This is a genomic window from Paraburkholderia sp. CNPSo 3281 (assembly GCF_024206515.1).
GTDB lineage: Bacteria > Pseudomonadota > Gammaproteobacteria > Burkholderiales > Burkholderiaceae > Paraburkholderia > Paraburkholderia nodosa.
Genome location: NZ_JAMBPS010000037.1, coordinates 57,256 through 82,314, shown reverse-complemented (window position 1 = coordinate 82,314; position 25,059 = coordinate 57,256). Strand labels below are relative to the sequence as shown.

The window sequence follows — 25,059 nt, the reverse complement described above, 5'->3', positions numbered from 1 at the left end:
GGTCTGGTGCGCTTGCGGGGGCAGAAACTGAAGCTCTCGATTGCGCTCAAGGGGCTGCGCGTGGCGGCCCGTCCAAAGGACGACGAAGACGGTGTATTCGAGCTCTGGTTTGCCCATCACCGTGTCGCGACACTTGACCTGAAAGCAGCATTGCCGTGAGTATCAGGTGTCAACGATGTCCTCATACATGTGTCAATCATGTCTCCAGTCTGTACACCGCGGCAAAGAAAAGTAGGCAAAAGAAAGCCGTTCAAACCGCTAGCGCCTGCCACGGTTCACATCTCGCCGTTAATGGTGAATGGCTCCGGAGCGTCTGTCACCACTCGCCCCCAACCGGAGTGACAAGGCGCTCATCTTTCCGGCGGCGCTCCGCGCGCCGAAGGGCATAACCAAACCCCAGTGGGGCACATGAGTTCTCGCGAATTCTCACGCGTGCCACCTGGTTTCCCATGCAGACCCAACCGGCAAAGAGAAGTAGGTGCCGCCCCGCACAGGGGCAACACCTGCATACCGACGCGAAAACAAGGAAAGGCCAAAAAAGCAGCCAAAAGCGAAGCTCAAACGACAACCCGCTTCCTAAGCCGACCAGCAGCATTAAGCGCAGGCTTCTCGAATAGCCGATAGAACACCCAGGCAACGGGAATGACGCCGAGCGTGAACCCAAACGAAGGCCAGATCGAAGTCTGCAGTTCGGAGCGGAACAGTAGCGACCCGAGCAGCACGAAGAGCGGCAAATGAATGAGATAGAGCGAGTAACTGAAATCGCCGATCCTGGAGAACAGCGCCTGCATCAAGCCGGGAGAAGCAGGCGCAGGCCGCGCAAGGGCCTTGACGAGATAGCAGGCAAACGCACAGGCCCAGAGCTGGAACGCCCCAAACTGCCCGAAGTGAAACGCCACACAACCGGCCACGGCGAAAAGCCCCGCAGCAGGGTAAGCAAACCGAAACCCCGACGACCCGCGCAAACGCACTTCGGCGATCCATGCGCCGAGCATCCACGAGAACCAGTACGACGTAAAGACAATGATGTCATGCCGCTCCAGCGTCAACGCGGAAACGACATTGATGAGGGCCACGGCGGCAAGCACGACATTCAGGCCGAAACGGCGCCGCGCTGCGAAGAGCAGCGGGTACAGCAGATAGAACTGCACTTCGAGCGAAAGGGTCCAGAGCGCGCCGTTCGAGCCATACGTCTTACCGGCCACGCCCTGCAGCGAGAACAGGTTCACGAAGAAATCGCGCGCCCCGATCTCGTTGATCTTGTGGCTCACCGGAAGCAGCGAAAGGCTGACCGAATCCACAGCCAGCGTGAGCAGCAACGCGGCGAGCAGCACCGGATAGATGCGCACGAAGCGGCGCAGCCAGAACTGCCGCGCGTCGAGCCGGAAATCGGGGTTCGAAAAGAGCCGCGCGGCGCCGCTGCGGTGAATGCAATAGCCGCTGATGACGAAAAAAATCGGTACGCCCGCCGATCCCCACGCAATCGGGAACGTCAGCCACGCGGCAAGGGTGCCGGGGCTCGCGAGGCTGGCATGCAACTGGTGAAACGCGCCCATGCCGATCCAGGTGACCTGGCGGCAATGGAAATAGGCCACCAGCAGGGCTGCAAAGCCACGCAGGGCTTCGATCAGATGCTCGCCGGCAAGCTCGCGGGCCGCGGCCACGGGCCGCGCTGCAGTGGCAGCGGCGGCAGGCAGGGCGGATGCAGGCGGCATGGCGGTTTGGAGTACGGAATCGCTCATCGGTGTCAGCCGGTCCTTGGAGAGAGTACCCGGCGATCTTAGGGGCGCGCGCGCGGGGGAAGTAAGCAAAAGATTTTCAAAATGTATTCGTGCGGAAATGAGAAATGGAGAAATAAATGGCTTGAAAAACAAAGCGGTTTATTTATCGAATTTGGAATGCTAGTTTGAGTATGATCGACTATGGTCGCTGGAGAATCCGATGAACCTGCACTTGCTGGCCGGCGTGGCCGTGCTGTTGATACTCGTGGGGGTGTCCGCGTATCGCGAGGCGTTGCGCAATGAGCCTATCCGGCGCGCACGCACGCGCTCCGCAGCCTTGCCGCCCGCCGACGAAGCGGAGTAGACTGCGCCCGAACAAGGCGCGTCATGACACAGGATGGAGCAGGAAATTCATGCCGATCTGTCTGGAATTATTCGGTGTGAATGGCAATAATTTCCGGTGCTATGCTGGAAGCACGAAATCCGAATTTATTGGCCTTTTTTTATTCCATAAAAGGCGCTAAACAATTTTATTCAATACAAGAATCTGCCACGGCAGAACCTCGGGGAAGTCGGCTTGCCTCGCTGCGAGACCGAGACTCAAACGAACGATCTGGGAATGGACATCATGCTGAAAGTAACCAAAGCGGTATTTCCTGTTGCAGGCCTTGGGACGCGCTTCTTGCCCGCCACCAAGGCGAGCCCGAAGGAAATGCTGCCGATCGTCGACAAGCCGCTCATTCAGTACGCGGTGGAAGAGGCGATCGCTGCGGGGATTACCGAAATGATCTTCGTGACCGGCCGCAGCAAGCGCGCGATCGAAGACCATTTCGACAAGTCGTACGAGATCGAATGCGAACTCGAAGCCCGCAACAAGCAAAAGCTGCTCGACGTCGTTCGCAGCATCAAGCCAGCCAATGTGGACTGCTTCTACGTGCGTCAGGCCGAGGCGCTCGGTCTGGGCCACGCCGTGCTGTGCGCGGAAAAGCTCGTCGGCGGCGCGCCGTTCGCCGTGATTCTCGCGGACGACCTGCTCTACAGCCCCACGCCGGTCATGAAGCAGCTCGTGAACACGTTCAATCACTATCACAGCTCGGTGGTGGGCGTCGAATCGATCGCGCGTGAAGACAGCGCGTCGTACGGCATCGTCGATGGCCGCGAGTGGGAAGAGGATGTGTTCAAGCTGTCGGGCATCGTCGAAAAGCCGGCGCCGGAAGTCGCGCCGTCGAATCTCGGCGTGGTGGGCCGCTACGTGCTGATGCCCACGATCTTCGAACATCTGCGCGCGCTGAAGCCGGGCGCGGGCGGCGAACTTCAGCTCACCGATGCCCTGCAGTCGCTGCTCACCGATGAACAGGTGCTCGCGTACCGCTACATGGGCACGCGTTTCGACTGCGGCAGCAAGCTCGGTTACCTCAAGGCGACGGTGGAGTTCGCGCTGCGCCATCCGGAGGTCAAGGACGAGTTCGAAGCGTATCTGCAAGCGCATCTGCCGGCGGCGCTGCCCGCTGCGGCATAAAACTCCATAGCGCCAAAACCACGCTACGGGGTACTTCAAGCGCGGGCTCAGCGCCCGCGCGCGTTTCGTCCATCTCGCATGACCTCCCCCACATTCTCCGCGACCTGGCCTTCCCGCGTCGCCGTGACAACTTTGCAATCGTCTCCGGTGTATAACGGTTCTGGCGGGCATGCCGAATGCGAACAGCGCGTCGTTTGCGTTCGTGCTGCGCGGCGGGCATGCTGCGTGAATATCCCAACGATTTTGTACGGCATTCCGGGCCGGTTTGGCGCGCGGAACTCCCGTAATTCAACGCGTGTCCGAAGGCCAGAATCCAGGCACGCGCTTCATGAAGGAGAAACCGGCCATGACCAGGCACCTTCCCTTGGCAGGCAGTGAACATCCCGCACCCGCCGGCGCGCAGTGCGTCGGCGCTTGCGACCCGGCGGAGCGCTTCCGGATCGTGCTGATCCTGCGGCGTCAGGCGTGGGCGGAATTTCACGAGCTGGTGGACCGGCTCGCCGCGAACGATCCCGCCGCGCAGCCGGTGTCCCGCGAGGAATATGAGCGGCGCTTCGGCGCGAGCGCCGCCGACATCGAGCGTGTCGAGCAGTTCGCGAGCGCGCATGGGCTCGCCGTCGATCAGGCCGACGCCTCGGCGCGCCGCGTCGTGCTCTCGGGCACGGTGCAGCAGTACAACGCCGCCTTCGGCATCGACCTGCAGCGCTTCGAGCATCAGGTCGGCAAAACCACGCATCACTTTCACCAGCCGAGCGGCCCCCTGCATTTGCCGGAGGACATGCACGAGGTCGTCACCGCCGTGGTGGGGCTCGACAATCGCGCGAAGGCGCAGCCGCACTTTCGCATCGTGCCGACGAATCTAACCAATGCGCCGGCAGCGGCGGACGCACCCGGCGCCCCCATCCGCCCGCCAATCCGCGCCGCGCGCGCGGTGACCAGATCGTTCACGCCTTTACAGCTCGCGGAGCTTTACAGCTTTCCCGCGGGCGACGGCAGCGGCCAGTGCATTGCCCTCATCGAAATGGGCGGCGGCTACGACACGGCGGACCTCAGCGCGTATTTCAACGAGTTGGGCGTGAGCGCGCCGCGCGTGGAGGACGTCTCCGTCGATCAGGCGACGAACGCGCCGACCGGCGACCCCAACGGCCCCGACGCCGAAGTCACGCTCGACGTGGAGATCGCCGGCGCGCTGGTGCCCGGGGCGCTCATCGCCGTGTATTTCGCGCCGAACAGCGAAGCGGGTTTCGTCGATGCGGTGAGCGCCGCGCTGCACGACAGCCAGCGTAAGCCTTCAGTCATCTCGATCAGCTGGGGCGCGCCGGAGTCGGCGTGGTCGCAGCAAACGCTCGGCGCGCTGAACGACGCGCTGCAAACGGCCGTCGCGCTCGGCGTGACCGTGTGCGCGGCTTCGGGCGACAGCGGCTCGTCGGACGGCGTGAGCGACGGCGCCGATCATGTCGACTTTCCCGCCTCGAGCCCTTACGCGCTCGGCTGCGGCGGCACGCACATCGCGGCGTCGAACGGACGCATCTCGCAGGAAACCGTCTGGAGCGAAGGCGATAACGGCGCGACCGGCGGTGGCGTGAGCGCGACGTTCGCGCTGCCGGACTGGCAAAAAGGCCTGCGCGTGGTGCGTGGCAGCGGCGGGGCGGGCGCGCTGGTGCGGCGCGGCGTGCCCGACGTCGCCGCCGACGCGGATCCCGCCACGGGCTACGAAGTGCGCGTGGCGGGCGCGGATACGGTGGTGGGCGGCACGAGCGCCGTCGCGCCGCTGTGGGCGGCGCTGATCACGCGCATCAACGCGGCGCGCGGCACGCCCGTGGGCTTCGCGAACGCGAAGCTCTACGCGCAGCCCGGCGCCTTCAACGACGTGACGAGCGGCAGCAATGGCGACTTCTCGGCGGCGCCGGGCTGGGACGCCTGCACGGGCCTCGGCACGCCGGTGGGCAGCAAGGTGGCAGCCGCGCTCGGCTCGGCGTAGGATGAGCGCGGCGCACTAACGCGACGCGAGCTGAGCGCGAGAGTCAAGCGGCGGGCGCGATGCGGGTTGCGTCCGAGGTTGCATTCGAAGTTGCATTCACTGTCTCAAACGCAAACACACAGAAAGTGGAGACGATATGAACGACGAAGCGCAGTCCACCAAGGGCAACGGCGGCGCTCAAGGGGCCAGCCCCGCGAGCGGCAACGGCAAGCATCGCTCCCAGGCCGATCAGCCGTGCTTCGATCCCACCGCTTACGGCAACGGTCCCGACGACTTCGTCACCGACATGACCGAGAACGCCGCGATCACGCATCACGCCATCCAGATCGGCAAGGAAGTGATTGCTTATACGGCAACGGCGGGTCACCTCGTGACGGTTGATCCGAGCAGCTCGCAGCCCAACGCCAAGATCTTCTACGTGGCGTTCACGAAGGACGGCGTGCAGGCGCAGGATCGTCCCGTCACGTTCTTCTACAACGGCGGCCCGGGCTCGTCTTCCGTGTTCGTGCTGCTCGGCTCGTATGCGCCCAAGCGCATCAAGACCTCGATGCCGGGCTTCACGCCGCCCGCGCCCTATACGCTCGAAGACAATCCGGACAGCCTGCTCGACAAGAGCGACCTCATCTTCATCAATCCGGTGGGCACGGGCTATTCGGCCGCGATCGCGCCGCATCACAATCGCGACTTCTGGGGTGTGGATCAGGACGCGGATTCGCTCAAGCAGTTCATCAAGCGCTACCTGACGGCGAACGATCGCTGGAATTCGCCGAAGTTTCTCTATGGCGAGTCGTACGGCACGGCGCGCAGTTGCGTGCTGGCCTACCGGCTGCACGAGGATGGCGTGGATCTGAACGGCATCACGCTGCAGTCGTCGATTCTCGATTACACGCAAAGCGGCAATCCGGTGGGCGCGCTGCCCACGGCGGCCGCCGACGCGTGGTATCACAAGCGCCTCGGCATGACGCCCGCGCCGAAGGACTTGCAGGCGTTCGCCGCGCAGGTCGCGCAATTCGCGCGCACCGATTATCTGCAGGCGCTCTCGAAGTTTCCCGATGCGAACGACAAGAGCATTCCGGCCACGCTCAAGACCTTATCGCAATACACGGGCATCGACACGCAAACGCTGGAGTCGTGGAATCTCGACATCGCCTCGTACGATAGCCGCGGCAATTCGCTTTTTCTCACGTCGCTCCTGAAGGACAAGGGCGTGGCGCTCGGCTCGTACGACGGCCGCGTGACCGCCATCGACACGGGCATTGCCGGCAATATCGACCCCAACTCGGGCGGCAACGATCCCACCATGACGGCGGTGAGCGGCGTCTATACGGCGATGTGGAACAGCTACCTGAACGAGCAGCTCAAGTTCCGCACGAACTCGTCGTTCACGGACCTGAACGACCAGGCGTTCAGGAACTGGAACTTCGGCCATATCGATCCGACGGGCGCGCAAAAGGGCGTGGACGCGCAGGGCAACATCGTGCTCTACACGGCCGGCGATCTCGCAGCGGTGATGGCACTGAATCCGGATTTGCGCGTGCTCTCGGCGAACGGCTACTACGACTTCGTCACGCCGTTCTACCAGACCGTGATCGACCTGCAGAAGATGCCGCTGCTCGACCAGAAGGTGCGCGACAACCTGAGCGCGCGCTTCTATCCCTCGGGCCACATGGTGTATCTCGACGCCGGCTCACGCACGGCGCTCAAGGCCGATCTCGCGAAGCTCTATCAGGTCGCCGTGACGGACCGCCCCGCGGTGGCGCGCATTCGCGCACTCCAGCGCATGAGCACGATGAGCACCATGCATCACTGATGCTTTCGCAGGCGTCGGCGCACGCGTTTGCACGCGGTTATGGCGTGCGCCCCTGCGCCATGGCTTCGAGACACGCGCGCGCGTCGCCCTGCACGAGACGCGCCGCGCACGCGATCATCAGGTTCTTCGCCAGGCCGAAATCTTCCACCAGGTAGCCGCGTTCGCACACGCGTCCCTGCGCGTCGGGCACGGAAGGCACGCGGTCGACGAGCGTGCCTTCGTCGGATGAGTAGGCCCAGATTTCCTTGCCGAGTGCAGCCGCATAGCCGATCTCGAAGGCGGTGCCGGAGTCGGGCTCGCCGGGGCCGCGAAAGTCGTTGACGTTTGCCATCACGATATCAGCGGCGCGGATCGATTCGACGTTCGCGCGATAGATCCACGCGGCCTGGCGCGGGCCGTCGAGGTCGGCGGGCGCTTGCGCGTCGAGCGGATAGACGCCCTCGAAGCCGAATTCCGCACACGCGGCGACGAGGCGTACGCCATGCTCGAGCGCGTCGCGCCGGAAGACGTCGAAGCCGGCGAGATACACGCGCGGGCGGCGGGGCAGCGGGGTCGAATTCATGGCGCGCGGTCCTCCAGTGCAAGGGGTCGTCGAGACCCGATTCGACGATTCTAGCGCCTGGTCCCGGGCCAGCGAGGTTTCTTGCGTCTTCCTGTTGCTTACAAACGATTGACAACAATTGTTGTCAATCGCTACGATCATGCACTTTGCATCGTGCCGTGCGCCGTTGCGCGGCACTGGCTTTGCACCATCATGTTGGAGACCGTGCATACGATCGCCGGTGGCCAGTCGAAGGCCTCATTACAAAATCTCGAGACGCGCGCCTATTCCAAGGCGACATTGCGTCTGTTGCCGTTCCTTTTCCTCTGCTATGTGGCTGCGTATCTCGACCGCGTGAACGTCGGGTTCGCCAAGCTCCAGATGCTCAGCGACCTGCAATTCAGCGAAACCGTCTACGGTCTCGGCGCGGGCATTTTCTTTATCGGCTACTTTTTCTTCGAAGTCCCAAGCAATATCCTCATGCACCGCGTAGGCGCGCGCGTGTGGATCGCGCGCATCATGATTACGTGGGCCGTGCTTTCGGCGGCCACGCTGCTCGTGAAGACGCCCACACAGTTCTATTTCGTGCGCTTCCTGCTGGGCGTGGCCGAGGCCGGCTTCTTCCCCGGTATCGTGCTCTATCTCACCTACTGGTTCCCGGCCGCGCGCCGCAGCCGCATGAATGCGCTCTTCATGATCGGCATTCCGATCGCGGGCGTGCTGGGCGGGCCGTTTTCCGGCTGGATTCTCTCGGCCTTCACCGGCACGAACGGCTGGACGGGCTGGCAGTGGCTCTTCCTGATCGAAGCGCTGCCTTCACTCGTGCTGGGCGTGATTACGCTCTTCTATCTGCCCACGCTCATCAAGGCGAGCGGCGTGAAGAGTGCGCTCGACGTGGGCCTGCTCACCGCCATTCCGTACGCGTGCGCCGTGTTCAGCATGCTGTTCGTCGCGAAGAGCGCCGACCGCACGGGCGAGCGCCGCTGGCACTTCGCCATCGCTTCGCTGGCATCGGCAATCGGGCTGTATTTCAGCACCGTGTTCGGCCACAACGTGCCGCTCGCCATGCTCGCGCTCTCGGTGGGCGCGGCCGGCATGCTCGCCACGATGCCCGTGTTCTGGACCTGGCCGAGCGCGATTCTCGCGGGCGGGTCGGCTGCCGCCGCCATCGGCATGATCAACTCGATCGGGAACCTTGCGGGCTTCGTGAGCCCGTCGATCATCGGCTGGATGAAGGACGTGACGCACAGCACGAACGCGGGCATGTCCTGCGTTTCGGCGGCCATGGTGCTGGGCGCGGTGCTGGCGCTGCTGCAGCCGAGGAAGCTCGTCAACGGCTGATCGCGTGCGGCGCGACGATTGCGCAGCATGAGCGATGAAAGCAGCGGCCGCGCCCGCTGCTTTTTTTCATGATCGGTTTAACATCTCGGGACACCCTGGTATTTCCCGCATGTTGCGCGACGATCGATTGTGGCGACAAATGTATGCTTCGACCGCGCGAAATAACGCCGAGAGACGAAGCGTGACGACGAGGACCGATCCATGAACCGACTGAAGCTGCTGTCGCGGGCTTGCTGGGCCATCGCGCCGTGGCTCTCGCTGCTGCAGCCGGCGGCCGCCCAGGTCGCGCAGCCTACGCTCGAGAAGATCCGCTCGGCGAACATCATCGCCGTTGGTTATCGCGAGACTTCGGTGCCGTTCTCCTACGTGATCGGCGACAACCAGGTGATCGGCTTTTCGCAGGACATCTGCGACAAGGTGATCGACGCAGTCAAGCTCAGGACGAAGCGCCCGAACCTGCAGGTGCGTTTCATTCCCGTCACTTCGCAAAACCGCATTCCACTCGTGCAGAACGGCACCGTGGACCTGGAGTGCGGCGTCACGACGAACCTGAAGGCGCGCCAGGCCCAGGTGAGCTTCTCCAATACGTTCTTCGTCGCGACCACGCGCCTGCTCACGCGCAAGGACTCGGGCATTCACGACTTTGCCGATCTTGCGGGCAAGACGGTGCTCACGAACCAGGGCACGACGTCCGAGCGCATCTTGCGGCGCATGAACATCGACAAGCAGATGAACATGCGCATCATCAGCGCGCGCGATTATGGCGAGGGGCGCGCCACGCTCGAGTCGGGCCGCGCAGTGGCCTACATGATGGATGACGTGCTGCTCGCCGGTACGCGCTCGCTCACGGCGAAGCCCTCCGAATGGGTGATCGTGGGCACGCCGCAGTCGTCGGAGGCGTATGCCTTCATGATGCGAAACGGCGACCCGGAGTTCCGGCAACTCGTGAACGACACGATGGCGGCGCTCATGAAGAGTGGCGAAATCAATCCGATGTACGCGAAGTGGTTCGAGAAGCCGGTGCCGCCCAAGGGCGTGAATTTCGAGTTTCCGATGAGCGAACAACTGCGCGCGCTCTATGCTGCGCCGAACGACCGCGCCTTCGATTAGCGCGGCGTGCCCGTGCGAACCGTGAGATGATCTCGATCCTGGCGCGGCGGAAGGCGCGGGCGGATCATTGGCGCGAGCGTTAAGGCGCGCGTATAAGTCGTAGCCGCCGATGTGCGCGATGAATCAATTAACGTGTAGCAAGCGGGAAAGGCGGGAGCGGACATGCAAGAAGACGGCAGCATGGTGGTGATCGTTGGGGCAGGGCACGCGGGCGGCAACGCCGCGGCGCTGCTGCGGCAATATGGGTTTGGCGGCCGCGTCGTGCTGGTCGGTGAAGAACCGGTGCCCCCTTATCACCGGCCGCCGCTTAGCAAGGCCTATTTGAAGGGCGAGGCCGACGTCGAGCGCCTGTGGCTCAAACCGCGCGCTTTCTACGACGAGCAGCGCATCGAGCTGAAGCTCGGCGCGAGCGCGCAGTCGCTCGACCGCGCGAGCCGCACGCTCACGCTCGCCGACGGCAGCCAGCTTCAATACGACAAGCTGATTTTCGCCACCGGCTCGACGCCGCGCGCGTTGACGGTGCCGGGCCACGATCTCGCGGGCGTGATCGCGCTGCGCTCGCTCGCCGACGCCGACGTGCTGCGCGAGCGCGTGAAGCCGGGCGAAAAGCTCGTGGTGATCGGCGCCGGTTATATCGGCCTCGAAGCGGCAGCGGCGGCGCGCCAGCTCGGCCACGAGGTCACGGTGCTCGAAGCCGCGCCGCGCGTGCTGGGCCGCGTGACGGGCGAGAGCGTTTCCACGTTCTACGCGAACGAGCATCGCGCGCAGGGCGTGGCACTGCGCCTGAACGCGAAGATCGAGGCGCTCGTGGGCGAGGGCGGCAAGCTCACCGGCGTAAAGCTCGCGGACGGCGAGATCGTACCCGCCACGCTCGCGCTGGTCGGCATCGGCATCCTGCCGAACGAGGCGCTCGCGAAAGCGGCGGGCATCACGTGCGCCAACGGCATTCAGGTGGACGACGACGCGCGCACGAGCGACCCGGACGTCTTCGCTATCGGCGATTGCGCGCACCGGCCGCTTGCGCATTATGGCCGCGCGGGGCGCCTGGAAAGCGTGCACAACGCGGTGGAGCAAGCGAAGCTCGCGGCCGCCGCGATCGTCGGCAAGCCGCGCCCCGCGTGCGACGCGCCGTGGTTCTGGTCCGATCAGTACGACCTCAAGCTGCAGACAGTGGGCCTGCTCGAAGGCTATGACGAGGCCATCGTGCGCGGCGACCCTGCCGCGCGGCGCTTCGCGGTGTACTACCTGAAGGAGCGCGTGCTGCTCGCGGTCGACGCCGTCAATTCGATGCCCGATTTCCTGTGCGGCAAGAAGCTCGTGGGCAAGGGCGTGAAGCTCGACCTCGATGCGCTGCGCGATCCGGCCACGGACATGGGCAAATTTGCCGCGGCGGCGCTTGCCTGAGCGGCGAGTCGAGCGATGAAGTCAGGGGGCGGTGACGTCCCCGCTATTTTCGCGATCGGGATACGCTGCGCGCCGGATAAACACTCCCCGCAGCCCGATCGCCCGATGAGTCCCTGCCTCAATCCCGCTCCCGGCGCCCAGCGTCCAGCGCGGCCTCCCGTCCCGCGCTTTGACCCGCGCTTTGATCCGCATGGTCACGAGTCTCGGCTAGAATGCGAACGCGGCGCCGCCCACGAAGCGGCTCAATTCGATAAGCAAGCCGCGCCAACCGGTGTTCGCGCCCGTCCGAACGCCGCCACTCGAGGAGAGTGACGCAATGGAACAACGCTCCCGTTTTGGGGCGAGCCTGCTGCCGTACCTGCTCGTCGGCCCGCAGCTTGCGGTGACCGTGATCTTTTTCCTGTGGCCGGCCGGGGTGGCGCTCTTGCAGTCCACCCAGGCCCAGGACGCCTTCGGCACGTCGTCCGTCTTCGTCGGCTTCGCCAACTTCACGCGGCTCCTGCGCGATCCGCTCTATCTGGCCTCGGTCCAGACGACGCTCGTTTTTACGGCGCTCGTCACGTTCGGCGGCCTCGCCGTTTCGCTGCTGCTGGCAGCCATGGCGCACCATGTGACGCGCGGAAAACGCTTTTATCAAACGTTTCTCATCTGGCCGTATGCGGTCGCGCCTGTCATTGCCGCCGTGTTGTGGGGCTTTCTGTTCAACCCGAGCATCGGCCTCGTGACCTTTGCGCTCGCACGCCTGGGCGTGACGTGGAATCACGCGCTCAACCCCGGCCAGGCCATGACGCTCGTTGTGGTCGCATCGGTCTGGCAGCAGATCAGCTATAACTTCCTGTTCTTCTATGCGGGCCTGCAGTCGATTCCGCAATCGCTTTTCGAGGCGGCCGCCATCGACGGCGCGGGCCCTGTGCGGCGGTTCTTCGGCATTGCGTTCCCGCTGCTCTCGCCCACGAGCTTCTTTCTGCTCGTGGTGAACGTGGTCTACGCGCTGTTCGACACCTTCCCCGTGATCGATGCGGCTACGGGCGGCGGGCCTGGCCAGGCCACGCGCACGCTCGTCTACAAGATCTTCGACGAAGGCTTTCGCGGGCTCGACATCGGCAGTTCGGGCGCGCAATCGGTCGTGCTGATGCTGATCGTTACCGCGCTCACGATCTTCCAGTTCCGCTTCATCGAACGACGGGTTCAGTACTGATGGTCGAGAACCGCAAATACTTCAACCTGTTCTGCCACGCCATGCTGCTGCTCGGCGTGGCGGTGGTGGCCTTCCCCGTGTACGTGGCGTTTTGCGCCGCCACGATGAACGAGAAAGAAGTCTTCTCAGTGCCGCTCTCGCTCGTGCCGAGCACCCATCTGCTCGCAAACATGGCCACCGTGTGGAACGTGGGCACGGGCAGCGCGGCGAGCCCGTTCGGCGCGATGCTCATGAACAGCGTCATCACGGCGCTCGTGATTTCGGTGGGCAAGATCGCCATTTCGATCATCTCAGCCTATGCGATCGTGTTTTTCCGCTTTCCTTTCCGGCGTCTCGCGTTCTGGTTGATCTTCGTGACGCTCATGCTGCCCGTGGAAGTGCGCATTTTCCCCACGGTGCAAGTCGCGGCCACGCTGCATCTCACGAACACTTACGCGGGCCTCACGCTGCCGCTCATCGCCTCGGCCACGGCCACGTTTCTGTTCCGCCAGTTCTTCCTAACGCTGCCCAACGAGTTGATCGAGGCCGCGCGTGTCGACGGCGCGGGGCCGCTGCGGTTCTTCTGGGACGTGGTGCTGCCGCTTTCCAGAACGAACATCGCGTCGCTGTTCGTCATCACGTTCATTTACGGCTGGAACCAGTATCTGTGGCCGATTCTCATGTCGAGCACGGCTTCGATGACGACCGCCGTGGTGGGCATCAAGAGCATGATTTCGAGCGGCGACGCGGCCACGCAATGGCATCTCGTGATGTGCGCGACGATGATCGCCATGCTGCCGCCGCTCGTGGTGGTGCTGGCCATGCAGCGCTGGTTCGTGCGCGGCCTCGTGGATGTGGAGAAATAAGCATGAATGCAATTCGGGGGACGGCATGGCGGCATTGAGCATACGGGGCGTCACGAAGTCGTACGACGGCGCGCAACAGGTGTTGCACGGCATCGACGTGCAGGTGGCGGACGGCGAGTTCATGGTGCTCGTCGGCCCGTCGGGCTGCGGCAAGTCCACGCTGCTGCGCATGGTCGCGGGGCTGGAGACCATTACGTCGGGCGAGATCGCCATCGGCGAGAAAGTGGTCAATCGCGTGGAGCCCAAGGATCGCGACATCGCCATGGTGTTCCAGAACTACGCGCTTTATCCGCACATGACGGTCGCGCGCAATATGGGCTACAGCCTCAAGCTGCAAGGGCTCGACCGCACGACGATCGACTCGCGCGTGGCGGCGGCCGCCGAGATCCTGGAACTGGGCAAGCTGCTGGAGCGCAAGCCGCGCGAGCTTTCGGGCGGCCAGCGCCAGCGCGTGGCGATGGGCCGCGCGATCGTGCGCGAGCCTTCGGTGTTCCTGTTCGACGAGCCGCTCTCGAACCTCGACGCGAAGCTGCGCGTGCAGATGCGCCTTGAAATCCAGCGTCTGCATGCGCGTTTGCGTACGACGAGCCTGTACGTCACGCACGACCAGATCGAGGCGATGACGCTCGCACAGCGCGTGATGGTGCTCAACGGCGGGCGCGCGGAGCAGATCGGCACGCCCAGCGAAGTGTACGACCGGCCCGCTTCGATGTTCGTGGCGAGCTTCATCGGCTCGCCGGCCATGAACCTGTTGCGCGGGCGCGTGAGCGACGACGGCCGGCGCTTCGAAATCACGGGCAGCGGGCCGCATCTGCCGCTTGGCGAGGCGCCGGCCTGGCTGCCGAAGGGCGCCGAATGCGTGCTGGGCGTGCGGCCCGAGCATATGCACGCGCGCGGCGCCAACGAGCCGGTCACGCTCGAAGTTGAGACTTGTGAGCTGCTCGGCGCGGACAACCTCGCGCACGGCCGCTGGGGCAGCGCGGATGTGGTGGTGCGTCTGCCGCACGAAACGCGGCCCGCGCCCGGCGAGCGGCTGGCGGTGCACTTGCCGCCGGCGCGCCTGCATTTCTTCGATCCGGCCACGGGCAAGCGTTTGGGCTAGGCCGTGCCTGCCGGTGCCAACACCGCGGCGTGCGCGCGAATGCGGCGCTCGCCGCGCTCCCGATTGTCGTAAACTGTGGCATTGCGCAGGCGCAATGCCGCCTGCGCCATTCGTATCGGCAAGTACCGGCGCGTACTGCACGTACAGGCACCAAACACGAACAGGCGACATGGCCGCAATCCTTTTTCTCCGCTTCCTCGCCCCATCTGCCCAACCCGCGCGTAACGTGTGTCAGGCGCGCCGGAGCCTCGCTTGAGCGCGCGCGACCTGCCCACCGGGCTGATGCTCGTTCACGGCAATCAGCCCGAGCGCATGCGCGACCTGATCGTGAGCTGGATCGGCCAGAACCCGATCGCGCCGCTCGAAAAGGAAATGTTCCTCGTGCAGAGCAACGGCATCGCGCAGTGGCTCAAGCTCGCGTTTGCCGCCGATCCCGAGGAGGGCGGCTGCGGGATCGCGGCGGCGTTCGAAATGTCGCTGCCGTCGCGTTTCCTGTGGCAGGTGTATCGCGCCGTGCTCGGCAACGACGCGGTGCCCGCGGTCTCGCCGTTCGACAAGTCGCGCCTCGTCTGGCGTCTCATGCGTATGCTGCCGGCACTGCTCGACGAGCCGGGCTATCAGCCGCTCAAGCGCTTCATGGCCAACGACGAGGACCAGCGCAAGTGCTTCCAGCTCGCGCAGCGCGTGGCGGATCTGCTCGACCAGTACCAGGTCTATCGCGCGGACTGGCTCGCCGCGTGGGCCGCGAACGAGGACGTGCTGATCGATGCGCGCAATGCGCGCGTGCCGTTGCCCGAGGAGGCGCGCTGGCAGGCGGCGCTCTGGCGCGCGCTGCTCGCGGACGTGAGCGCGCAGGCGCAAGACGGCATCGGCTTGCGCGACACGGGGCGCGCCGCCGTGCACGAAGCGTTCATGGCGCGCGCGCAGTCATGGCAGGAGGGCGACGCCCGGCCGAAAGGCCTGCCGCGCCGGCTCGTGGTGTTCGGCATTTCGAGCCTCGCGCGCCAGTCGGTGGAAGTCCTCGCGGCGCTCGCGCGCTGGAGCCAGGTGCTGATGTGCGTGCATAACCCGTGCATGCACTACTGGGCCGACATCGTCGCCGACCAGGACCTGCTGCGCGCACGCCACGCGCGCCAGCGCCGCCGCGCGGGGGCGCCCGACCAGCTCGACGAGGCGCAGCTGCATCTGCATTCGCAGCCGTTACTCGCGGCCTGGGGCAAGCAGGGGCGCGACTTTATCGGCCTGCTCGACGAATACGATAGCGACGAAGCGCGCGAGACCTACACGCCGCATTTCACGCGCATTGGCCAGCGTATCGATCTGTTCGACGGCGAAGACGCGCTCACGCTGCTCTCGCAGTTGCAGGACGACATTCGCGATCTGCGGCCGCTCGGCGAAACGCGCGAGCACTGGGAACCGGTCAATGCGCAGGAAGACGAATCGATTCGCTTTCACGTTGCACATAGCGCACAGCGCGAAGTGGAGATCCTGCACGACCGCCTGCTCGCCGCGTTTGCGGCGGACCCCACATTGCGTGCGCGCGACGTGATCGTGATGGTTCCCGACATCGAGGTCTACGCGCCGCATATCCAGGCCGTGTTCGGCCTGCTCGACGGCAACGATCCGCGCAGCATTCCGTTCAGCGTGGCCGACCGCGCGCAGCGCGCGTTCGACCCGCTCATCGGCGCGCTGGAAATGCTGCTAGCGCTGCCGTACTCGCGCGTGACGGTGAGCGACGTGCTCGACCTGCTCGAAGTGCCGGCCGTGCGTGCGCGCTTTGGCATCGACGCCGAAGACGTTCCCACGCTGCGCAACTGGATCGACGGCGCGAATATCCGCTGGGGCCTGCATGCGGGCCAGCGTGCGAGCCTCGGGCTCCCCCAGGCCGACGAACTCAGCGCACCCAACAGCTGGGCGTTCGGTTTGCGGCGCATGCTGCTCGGCTACGCCGCGGGCGAGCGTGCGGGCGCATGGCGCGGCATCGAGCCGTACAGCGAGATCGGCGGCCTCGACGCCGCGTTGCTGGGCCCGCTCACGCGCCTCGTGGATGCGCTCGACCACTCGTGGCGCACGCTGCGCGAACCGGCCACGGTGGAAGCGTGGTGCGAGCGTCTGCGCGCGTTGAAGGCGGCGTTTTTCGCGGCGCAGGACGAAGACGCCTACACGCTCGACCGCCTCGACGGCGCGCTCGAAACGTGGCGCGAGGCCTGCGATGAAGCCGCGCTCACGCAGACCTTGCCGCTCGCCATCGTCGCGGAGAACTGGCTCGCGGCCCTCGAAGGCGGCGGCCTCTCGCAGCGCTTCTTCGCGGGCGCGGTGACCTTCGCCACGCTCATGCCGATGCGGGCGATTCCGTTCCGGCGCGTGTGCCTGCTCGGCATGAACGACGGCGACTATCCGCGCAGCCGCACGCCGCTCGACTTCGACCTCATGCGCCGCGACTATCGTCCCGGCGACCGCTCGCGCCGCGAAGACGACCGCTATCTGTTCCTCGAAGCGCTGCTCTCGGCGCGCGACCATCTGCATGTTTCGTGGATCGGGCGCAGCGTGACCGACAACACGCCGCGCCCGCCTTCGGTGCTGGTCGGACAGTTGCGCGATCATCTGAAGGCCGGCTGGCGGCTCGAAGGCGACGAACACGACGATGGCGGAGCGCTGCTCGACGCGTTGACCATCGAGCATCGCCTGCAGCCGTTCAGCCCAGATTATTTCCCGCCGCGGCCGGAAGAGGCAACGCTATACACGTACGCGCACGAGTGGAGCAAGCCCGCACAGGTGCGGCCCGCGGTTGAAGCGAACGCCGAAGTCCTCGCGCCGACTGAACGCGACGAGCCGCTGTCGATTCGCGAGCTCGGCGAATTCCTGCGCGAGCCGGTTCGCAGCTTCTTCCGGCAGCGTCTGCGCGTGGCCTTCGAAAGCGAAGACGCGGCGAGCGAAAATCACGAGCCCTTCGAGGTGGACGCGTTGCAGGCGTGGCAGCTCCAGGGCGAACTGATCCGCGCGCAGGTCCTGGCGATGGAGCGCGGCGAAGACGATCTCGAACCGGCCGCGCTTGCGCGCCTCGAGCGCATGCATCGCAGCGGCGACCTCGCGACCGGCGGCTTTGGCGAGGTGATCGGCGAAGAACTGCTCGCGCCCATGCCCGAGCTGTTCGCCGAATATCGCAAGGCGCTCGCGCGCTGGCCCGAGCCGCTCGAGCGTCAATACGAAATTCGTCTCGACGCGACGCTGGAAGGCCGCATCGTTTCGCTCGACGACTGGCTCGACGATTTGCGTGCGGGTCCGGACGGCGCACTCGGCCGCGTGATTCTGGAGCCGGGCACGCTCGTGAAGGACAGCCGCTATCGGAGCGACCGTCTCGTGCCGTATTGGGTCGCGCACGTGGCCGCGCAGATCGCGGCCGGGCCGGTGACCACGGTGATCGTGAGCAAGGTGGGCGTGGCGGAGTTCGCGCCGCTCGACGCGCAGGTTGCGCGCGACTATCTGCTCGCGCTGCTTGCCGCATGGGACAACGGTGCGCGCCGGCCCTTGCCGCTCGCGGTGAGGACCGCGTTTGCATGGCTGCGCAAGTTGCCCGATCCATTCGACGGCACGCGCGCGACGGTGCCTGCCGAAGCGTGGGAAGCCGCACGGGCGGTCTACGAGGGCAATGGCCGCACGCCTGGCGAGCGCGAGACGAATGCGTATTTGCGCCGCGCTTTCCCCGCTTTCGACGCGCTCGTCGCCGACGACGATTTCATCACGCTCGCCACGACGCTGCTGCTGCCGGTAAGCCGCGCGCCGCTCGCGTCGTCGCGTACCAAGCGGGCCTCGAGCGGGGCAGGAGGGACGGCATGAATCCGCTCGGGAATATGGACGCACAAGTCCTGGAGCCGCTGCGCTTTCCGCTTTACGGCAGCCGCTTGATCGAAGCGAGCGCGGGCACGGGCAAGACCTTCACGATTGCCATGCTGTACGTGCGCCTCGTGCTGGGGCACGGCGCGCTCAACGCAGCAAGCGACGAAGCCGATTTCGATGACGAGGCGCGCACGGCGGGACGCGCGCTCACGCCGCCCGAAATTCTCGTCGTGACGTTTACCGATGCGGCCACGAAGGAACTGCGCGAGCGCATTCGCGCGCGCCTCATCGAAGCCGCCGAATGCTTCCGCGTCGAGCCTGAAGACGTGCCCGGACGCGAGCCGGGAGAAGACCTGTTGCACGACCTGCGCGAGGACTACTCGCCGGAGCAGTGGCCCGCGTGCGCACGCCGCCTGCAACTGGCGGCCGAATGGATGGACGAGGCCGCGGTCTCGACGATCCACGGCTGGTGCAACCGCATGCTGAGCGAGCACGCGTTCGACAGCAACAGCCTCTTTTCGCAGACGCTCGAAACCGACCAGACGGAATTGCGCGCGGAAGTCGTGCGCGACTACTGGCGCACCTTCATGGCGCCGCTCGACGCGGCGAGCGCCGCCGAAGTGAGGGCATGGTTCTCGAGTCCCGACGAATTGCACAGTGCGATACGCGGGTTGCTCGCGCACGCCGAGCTTCTGCCCGATGCATGCGACCCCGACGCGGCACTCGCAGACGCCCGCCAGCGCGCCCGCGACGAACTTGAAACGCTGAAGGCGCCGTGGCGCGTCTGGATCGACGAGGTCGAGGCGTTGCTCAACGCGGCGCGTGCCGCGAAACAGTTCGACGCCAGAAAGCTCAATTCGAAGCACGGCGAAACATGGGTCGGCAAGCTGCGCGACTGGGCCAACGATCCCGAATCCGCGCATCCGGGCTTCGACGACAAGGCAGCCGTGTGGACGCGCCTCACGCCCGCGGGCCTCGCCGAGATCTGGGTGAAGGGCGAGCCGCCCGAGCATGCGGCCTTCGTGGCGATGGAACGCTTGCGCGAGTCGCTCGCTTCGCCGCCCGAGGCGAAACAGGACCTGCTGTGCCACGCGGCGCGCTGGGTGGCGAAGCGCTTCGAGGAAGAAGAGGCGCGCCGCTCGCAAATGGGCTTCGACGATCTGCTCACGCGGCTGCGCGCGGCGCTGCAGCGGGAGAACGGCCCGCGTCTCGCGGAAATCATCCGCAAGCAGTACCCGGTCGCGCTGATCGACGAGTTTCAGGACACCGATCCGGTTCAGTACCAGATCTTCGACGCGGTCTATCGTATCGCCGAACACGACACCGGGACGGCAATCATCCTGATCGGCGATCCGAAGCAGGCGATCTATGCGTTTCGTGGCGCCGACATCTACACTTACCTGCGCGCGCGCCGTGCCTGCGAAGGTCGGCTCTATACGCTCAAGAAGAATTTCCGCTCGACGCGCGCGATGGTCGAGGCGGTGAACCGTTGCTTCGAGGCGGCGGAGTCGCGGCCCGAGGGCAGCGGTGCGTTTTTGTTTCGCAGCCCTGATGGATGCGATAACGCGTTGCCGTTCGTCGCTGCCGATGCGCATGGACGGCCCGAGAAGCTGGTTGCCGCCGGCGCGGCGCTGCCCGCGCTCAACGTCTGGTGGATGCCGACTGCCGCAGATGGCAAGCCGCTCAGCAAGGGCGCGTATCTCGCGGGCATGGCGGGCAGCTGCGCGACCGAGATGGTGCGCCTGCTCAATCTCGGCCAGGAGCAGGCCGCGGGTTTCTCGGGCGAACGCGGCATGCGGCCGTTGCAGCCCGCCGACATGGCGGTGCTCGTCAACAACCGCAGCGAGGCGCGGGCGATACGCGAAGCGCTGGCCGCACGCGGCGTGCGCAGCGTCTATCTCTCGGATCGCGACTCGGTGTACCAGACGCCGCAGGCCGAGGAACTGCGCTTCTGGCTCGCTGCCTGTGCCGAGCCCGACGACGGCCGCCTCGTGCGCACGGCGCTCGCTACGGCCACGCTCGGGCTCGCATGGGCCGAACTCGACCGGCTCGGGCACGACGAGATCGCGTGGGAGTCGCGCGTGCTGCAGTTCCGCGAGTACCGCGAATGCTGGCGCAGGAAGGGCGTGCTGCCGATGTTGCGCCGCTTGTTCAACGACTTTCACGTGCCGCAGCGCTTGCTTGGCGAGGCGGCTGGTGCCGGGCTCAATGGCGAGCGCGCACTCACGAACCTGCTGCATCTCGCCGAACTGCTGCAACAGGCGAGCACGCAGCTCGACGGCGAGCACGCGCTGATCCGCTATCTCGACGAGCAGCGCGAAGATGAAAGCGCGGGCGGCGGGGGCGACGCGCGCCAGTTGCGTCTGGAAAGCGATGCGGGACTCGTGCAGGTGGTGACGATCCACAAGTCGAAGGGCCTGGAATATCCGCTCGTGTTTTTGCCGTTCGCGTGCGCGCACCGCGCCGTCAAGCCCGACGACGTGCCGTTCAAGTGGCACGACGAGGAGGGCGATTTGCGCGTCACGCTCCAGGCCGACGCGCGCGTGCTGCGCCAGGCCGATCGCGAGCGCCTCGGCGAAGATCTGCGCAAGCTCTACGTCGCACTGACGCGCGCGCGTTACGCGACCTGGGTCGGCTATGGACCGGTGCAGGGCGTCGAGGCGAGCGCGTTCGGTTATCTGCTGGGCGGCGGCACGGCCATTTCTGCTGAGGAAACCGAAGCATTGCTCGAAACCTTGCGCGGCCCGTGCGCGGACATCGCCGTCGCGCCCGCCCCCGAAGCGCGCCGCGACGTGCTCGCGCTGCGCGACACCGGTGCCGTGCGCGGCGAGGCGCGCATGCTCACGCATCGCGAGCGCGAACGCTGGTGGATCGCGAGCTATTCGAGCCTGAAGACGCTCGAAACGTCGATCGGTTCGGGCGTTCCTGTCGAAGCGGACGATGCGCGCGGCGCGCCCGACACGCGCAGCGAGGACGTGTTCCTCGAACTGCTCGAGGCGAGCGTGCCGCCCGAGGACGAAGAAGCATTCGCAAGCGCCGGCCAGGCGCTCGTCGCACCCGCGCTTGCGCCGATGCACGGCTTCGAGCGCGGCGCCGACGCGGGCACCTTTCTGCACGAACTGATGGAATGGGCCGCCAACGAAGGCTTCGCCGAAATCGCGCGGGACGAAGCGCGCGTGCGCGACATGGTCGCGCGCCGCTGCAGCGTGCGCGGCTGGTCACACTGGATCGAGACGCTCACGGCGTGGATGCTGGAACTCGTGCGCACGCCGCTGCGTCTGCCGGACATCGAAGGCGAGCGCGTGGCGCCCGTGGCGTTCGCGGCGTTCGAACCCGGCGCGTATATGGCCGAACTGGAGTTCTGGGTCACGGCGCATGCCGTCGATACGCTCGCAATCGACGCGCTCGTCACCGAATTCACGCTGGACGGCGAGGCGCGCCCCGCGCTCGACGCCGCCACGCTCAACGGCATGCTCAAGGGCTTCATGGATCTCGTGTTCGAACACGAAGGCCGCTATTACGTGGCCGACTACAAGTCGAACTGGCTCGGCCCCGACGATGCTTCCTACACGAGCGCGAGAATGCGCGCGCAGATCCTGCATTCGCGTTACGAGCTGCAATACGTGCTCTATCTGTTCGCGCTGCACCGGCTGCTCAAGTCGCGCCTGCCCGACTACGACTATGACCGTCACGTGGGCGGCGCCGTGTATCTGTTCCTGCGCGGCGGCCGCGCGCCGGGACAGGGGCTGCATTGCGAGCGGCCGCCGCGCGAACTGATCGAACGACTCGACGCGCTCTTCTCGCGTCGCGATACGCTGGAGGATGTGGCATGACGAGGCGCCGCACGAAAGGGCAGGACGGCCTCACCGGCGATCTGTTCGAGCATCTGGACATGCCGGACGCCGCGCCGCAACCGAGGCTGGGCGCCGCGCGCGAAACGGCCGCGCAGATGCTCGGCGTGCTCGACAATTGGGTCGAGCGCGGCTGGCTCCGTACGCTCGATGCCGCGTTCGCACGCTTCTTGTGGACGGAAGCGCCGCACAGTCCGCCGTTGCTGCTGCTGGCGGCCGCGCTTGCGAGCCATCAGCTTGGGCGCGGTCATGTGTGTCTCGACCTGAAGGCCACGCTGGAAGATCCGGCGTTCGCGTTGTCCCTGCCGCCCGACGGGCCGCAAATGCTGGCCGCGGTGCCGGCGCAGCCGCCTGCCGAAGTGCTCGCGGGCGTGACACTCGCGCAGTGGCGCGCAGCGCTCGCGGTGCCCGATCTCGTGAGCGAGGAGACGGCGATTGCCGACGTGGCACAAGGCAATGCGCCGCTCGTGCTTGCGGACACACGGCTCTATTTGCGGCGCTACTGGCAATACGAGCAGGACGTGCGGGAGGGCATCGAGCGCCGGCTCACACGCGCTTCGCAGCTCGAAGCCGCGTTGCCGCTCGACGTCGCGCACGCGGCGCTCGACGCGCTGTTTGCGCCGCGTAACGGCGAGCCAGGAGCTGGTCAAGCTGCGCGCGCTGCCGACTGGCAGAAGCTCGCCTGCGCGCTCGCCGCGCGCAGCGCGTTCAGCATCGTCACGGGCGGGCCGGGCACGGGCAAGACGACGACGGTCGTGAGATTGTTGGCACTCCTGCAGACACTCGCATTCGGCCGTGCGGGGCAGGGAACGCGTGCCGCGCGGCCCTTGCGCATCCGGCTTGCCGCCCCCACCGGCAAGGCCGCGGCGCGCTTGAACGAATCGATCGCGGGCGCGGTGGAGCGGCTGCCCTTCGATGCGCTGCAGGCGCACGTCGATGCCGTGGCGCTGCGCAATGCGATCCCGACCGTCGTGACCACGCTGCATCGCGTGCTCGGTACGCGGCCCGGCAGCCGGCGCTTCAGGCACGACGCCGCGAATCCGCTGCCCGTGGACGTGCTCGTAATCGACGAGGCCTCGATGGTCGACCTCGAAATGATGGCCGCCGTGCTCGACGCGCTGCCGCCCACCGCGCGGCTCATCCTGCTTGGCGACAAGGATCAGCTCGCTTCGGTCGAGGCTGGGGCGGTGCTGGGCGAATTGTGCGACCGTGCGCGCGAAGGGCACTACACGCAGGCGTCGCGGGCGTGGCTCGAAGCGGCCACGGGCGAGCGCATCGACGCGGCCATGCTCGACGCGCACGGCCTGCCGCTCGACCAGGCCATCGCGATGCTGCGCGAGAGCCATCGTTTCGCATCGGAGAGCGGCATCGGCGCACTGGCCGAACTCGTCAACATGGGCGATACCGTGGGGGTCGCGAAGATCTGGTCGCGCGGTTACGAGGATCTCGCGCGCCTCGTGTGTCCCGCCGACGATGACGGCCCGTTGCGCTCGCTGATCGTCGATGGCCGCGTGGGCGAACACAGCGCCGCGCAATCGCAGCGCCTGGGCTACCGCCACTACCTCGAAACGATGCGCACGACCCGGCCCGAACCTGGCGCGACGCCCGAGGCACTGTCCGGCTGGGCCGCTGGCGTGCTTAAGGCGCATGGCGCGTTTCAGTTGCTGTGCGCGCTGCGGCGCGGTCCGTGGGGCGTCGAAGGCCTGAACCGCCGCGTGGCGCGCCTGCTGCACGAAGAAGGGCTCATCGACCCGCACGGCGACTGGTACGCGGGCCGGCCCGTGCTCGTCATGCACAACGACTACGAGCTTGGGCTCATGAACGGCGATATCGGCATCGCGCTCGACCTGCCCGTTGCAGCGGGCGAGCCGCCCGTGTTGCGCGTGGCCTTCCCGGCCGGCGACGGCTCGGGTGGCGTGAAGTGGGTCTCGCCGAGCCGGCTGCAGGGCGTGGAGACGGTGTTCGCGCTCACCGTCCACAAATCGCAGGGCTCGGAGTTCACCCACGCCGCACTCGTGCTGCCCGATACGTACAGCCCCATTCTTACGCGCGAACTCGTCTACACCGGCATTACGCGTGCGCGTTCGTTTCTCACGCTCGCGGTGCCCGAGGGGCGCTCCGTGCTCGATCGCGCGGTGCTCGCCAAGGTGCAGCGGGCAAGCGGCCTCATGGCGGGACTCGCGCGCGACGCTCAGACTGCGTGAGCGGCCGGCAAATAAACCGAGGGCCGCTCATGGCGGCCCTCGACTCGTGCTGCCTGCGGCTCGCGGCTTAGACGATGGTGAGCGTCACGTCGATGTTGCCGCGCGTGGCGTTCGAATACGGACACACGATATGCGCCTTGTCGACGAGGGCCTGCGCGGCCGCGCGATCCATGCCGGGCAGCGAAATCTTCAGTTCGACTTCAATACCGAAGCCATTCGGAATCTGGCCGATGCCGACATTGCCGGTGATCGAGAGATCGGCGGGCAGGGAAATCTTGTCGCGCGCCGAGACGAACTTCATCGCGCCGATGAAGCATGCGCTGTAGCCCGCGGCGAACAGTTGCTCGGGGTTCGTGCCGTCACCGCCCGCGCCGCCGAGTTCGCGCGGCGTGGTGAGCTTCAGGTCCAGGTTGCTGGCGGGAATGACGGCACGGCCATCGCGGCCGCCGGTGACGTTGGCTTCGGCGCGGTAGAGAACTTTTTCGATCGACATGACAGGCTCCTTTGAGCAAAGACGGTTCGTTGAAGGGTACGGCGGAGTACGGCATTCAATTTAGTGGTGCAAGGCGACAACCTTGTGCACCAGGGTCCAGCA

At 66.0% G+C, this 25,059-nt stretch carries 16 protein-coding genes; 13 read left to right on the top strand and 3 right to left on the bottom strand.

The window, feature by feature from the left end:
- Window positions 1-557 precede the first annotated feature (557 nt).
- The gene (locus M3I56_RS28310; protein ID WP_254356778.1) at window positions 558-1,742 is read right to left on the bottom strand and encodes an acyltransferase; all 1,185 of its coding nucleotides are present in this window, start codon (window positions 1,740-1,742) and stop codon (window positions 558-560) included.
- 199 nt (window positions 1,743-1,941) lie between these two features.
- Between M3I56_RS28310 and M3I56_RS28305 the strand changes: the two genes are divergently transcribed.
- The 4 genes from M3I56_RS28305 to M3I56_RS28290 all read left to right on the top strand — a co-directional run bounded on the left by M3I56_RS28305 (window position 1,942) and on the right by M3I56_RS28290 (window position 7,031).
- Window positions 1,942-2,085 (top strand): hypothetical protein, encoded by a 144-nt coding sequence (locus M3I56_RS28305; protein ID WP_169739118.1) that lies wholly within the window; start codon window positions 1,942-1,944, stop codon window positions 2,083-2,085.
- 264 nt (window positions 2,086-2,349) lie between these two features.
- The gene (gene galU / locus M3I56_RS28300; RefSeq protein WP_254356771.1) at window positions 2,350-3,240 is read left to right on the top strand and encodes a UTP--glucose-1-phosphate uridylyltransferase GalU; all 891 of its coding nucleotides are present in this window, start codon (window positions 2,350-2,352) and stop codon (window positions 3,238-3,240) included.
- Window positions 3,241-3,586: 346 nt separating this feature from the next.
- Entirely contained in the window at window positions 3,587-5,221 is a 1,635-nt protein-coding gene (locus M3I56_RS28295; protein WP_254356770.1) for a protease pro-enzyme activation domain-containing protein, read from the top strand.
- A gap of 136 nt (window positions 5,222-5,357) precedes the next feature.
- Window positions 5,358-7,031, top strand: coding sequence for a S10 family peptidase (locus M3I56_RS28290; RefSeq protein ID WP_254356769.1), 1,674 nt, complete (start codon window positions 5,358-5,360; stop codon window positions 7,029-7,031).
- A 37-nt stretch (window positions 7,032-7,068) separates the two neighbouring features.
- On the opposite strand, the gene M3I56_RS28285 is transcribed toward M3I56_RS28290, so the two are convergent.
- Window positions 7,069-7,593 (bottom strand): nucleoside 2-deoxyribosyltransferase, encoded by a 525-nt coding sequence (locus tag M3I56_RS28285; RefSeq protein ID WP_254356768.1) that lies wholly within the window; start codon window positions 7,591-7,593, stop codon window positions 7,069-7,071.
- A gap of 192 nt (window positions 7,594-7,785) precedes the next feature.
- On the opposite strand from M3I56_RS28285, the gene M3I56_RS28280 reads away from it, so the two are divergent.
- The 9 genes from M3I56_RS28280 to recD all read left to right on the top strand — a co-directional run bounded on the left by M3I56_RS28280 (window position 7,786) and on the right by recD (window position 24,464).
- Window positions 7,786-8,913: an MFS transporter gene (locus M3I56_RS28280; protein WP_302057034.1), complete on the top strand. Its 1,128-nt coding sequence runs from the start codon at window positions 7,786-7,788 to the stop codon at window positions 8,911-8,913.
- Window positions 8,914-9,114: 201 nt separating this feature from the next.
- Window positions 9,115-10,023 carry a glutamate/aspartate ABC transporter substrate-binding protein gene (locus M3I56_RS28275; protein ID WP_254356766.1) on the top strand — a complete coding sequence of 303 codons (909 nt, stop codon included), beginning with the start codon at window positions 9,115-9,117 and terminating at the stop codon, window positions 10,021-10,023.
- 162 nt (window positions 10,024-10,185) lie between these two features.
- A complete protein-coding gene (locus M3I56_RS28270; protein WP_254356765.1) occupies window positions 10,186-11,427 on the top strand; it encodes an NAD(P)/FAD-dependent oxidoreductase in 1,242 nt (413 codons plus the stop codon).
- Window positions 11,428-11,743: 316 nt separating this feature from the next.
- Window positions 11,744-12,625: a sn-glycerol-3-phosphate ABC transporter permease UgpA gene (gene ugpA / locus M3I56_RS28265; protein ID WP_254356764.1), complete on the top strand. Its 882-nt coding sequence runs from the start codon at window positions 11,744-11,746 to the stop codon at window positions 12,623-12,625.
- Entirely contained in the window at window positions 12,625-13,470 is an 846-nt protein-coding gene (gene ugpE / locus M3I56_RS28260; protein ID WP_254356763.1) for a sn-glycerol-3-phosphate ABC transporter permease UgpE, read from the top strand. The genes ugpA and ugpE overlap by 1 nt, the downstream gene beginning before the upstream one ends.
- 25 nt (window positions 13,471-13,495) lie before the next feature.
- Entirely contained in the window at window positions 13,496-14,572 is a 1,077-nt protein-coding gene (locus tag M3I56_RS28255) for a sn-glycerol-3-phosphate import ATP-binding protein UgpC (RefSeq protein WP_254356762.1), read from the top strand.
- Between the two features lie 252 nt (window positions 14,573-14,824).
- Complete coding sequence (gene recC / locus M3I56_RS28250) at window positions 14,825-18,409, top strand: exodeoxyribonuclease V subunit gamma (protein ID WP_254356761.1); 3,585 nt, start codon at window positions 14,825-14,827, stop codon at window positions 18,407-18,409.
- Window positions 18,406-22,242, top strand: a complete 3,837-nt coding sequence (gene recB / locus M3I56_RS28245) for an exodeoxyribonuclease V subunit beta (protein WP_254356760.1) — start codon at window positions 18,406-18,408, stop codon at window positions 22,240-22,242. Before recC ends, recB begins: the two co-directional genes overlap by 4 nt.
- Window positions 22,239-24,464, top strand: coding sequence for an exodeoxyribonuclease V subunit alpha (gene recD / locus M3I56_RS28240; RefSeq protein ID WP_254356759.1), 2,226 nt, complete (start codon window positions 22,239-22,241; stop codon window positions 24,462-24,464). Before recB ends, recD begins: the two co-directional genes overlap by 4 nt.
- Before the next feature lie 67 nt (window positions 24,465-24,531).
- Here the strand turns inward: recD and M3I56_RS28235 are convergent, their stop codons facing one another.
- Entirely contained in the window at window positions 24,532-24,957 is a 426-nt protein-coding gene (locus tag M3I56_RS28235) for an organic hydroperoxide resistance protein (RefSeq protein WP_254317596.1), read from the bottom strand.
- Window positions 24,958-25,059: the final 102 nt, after the last annotated feature.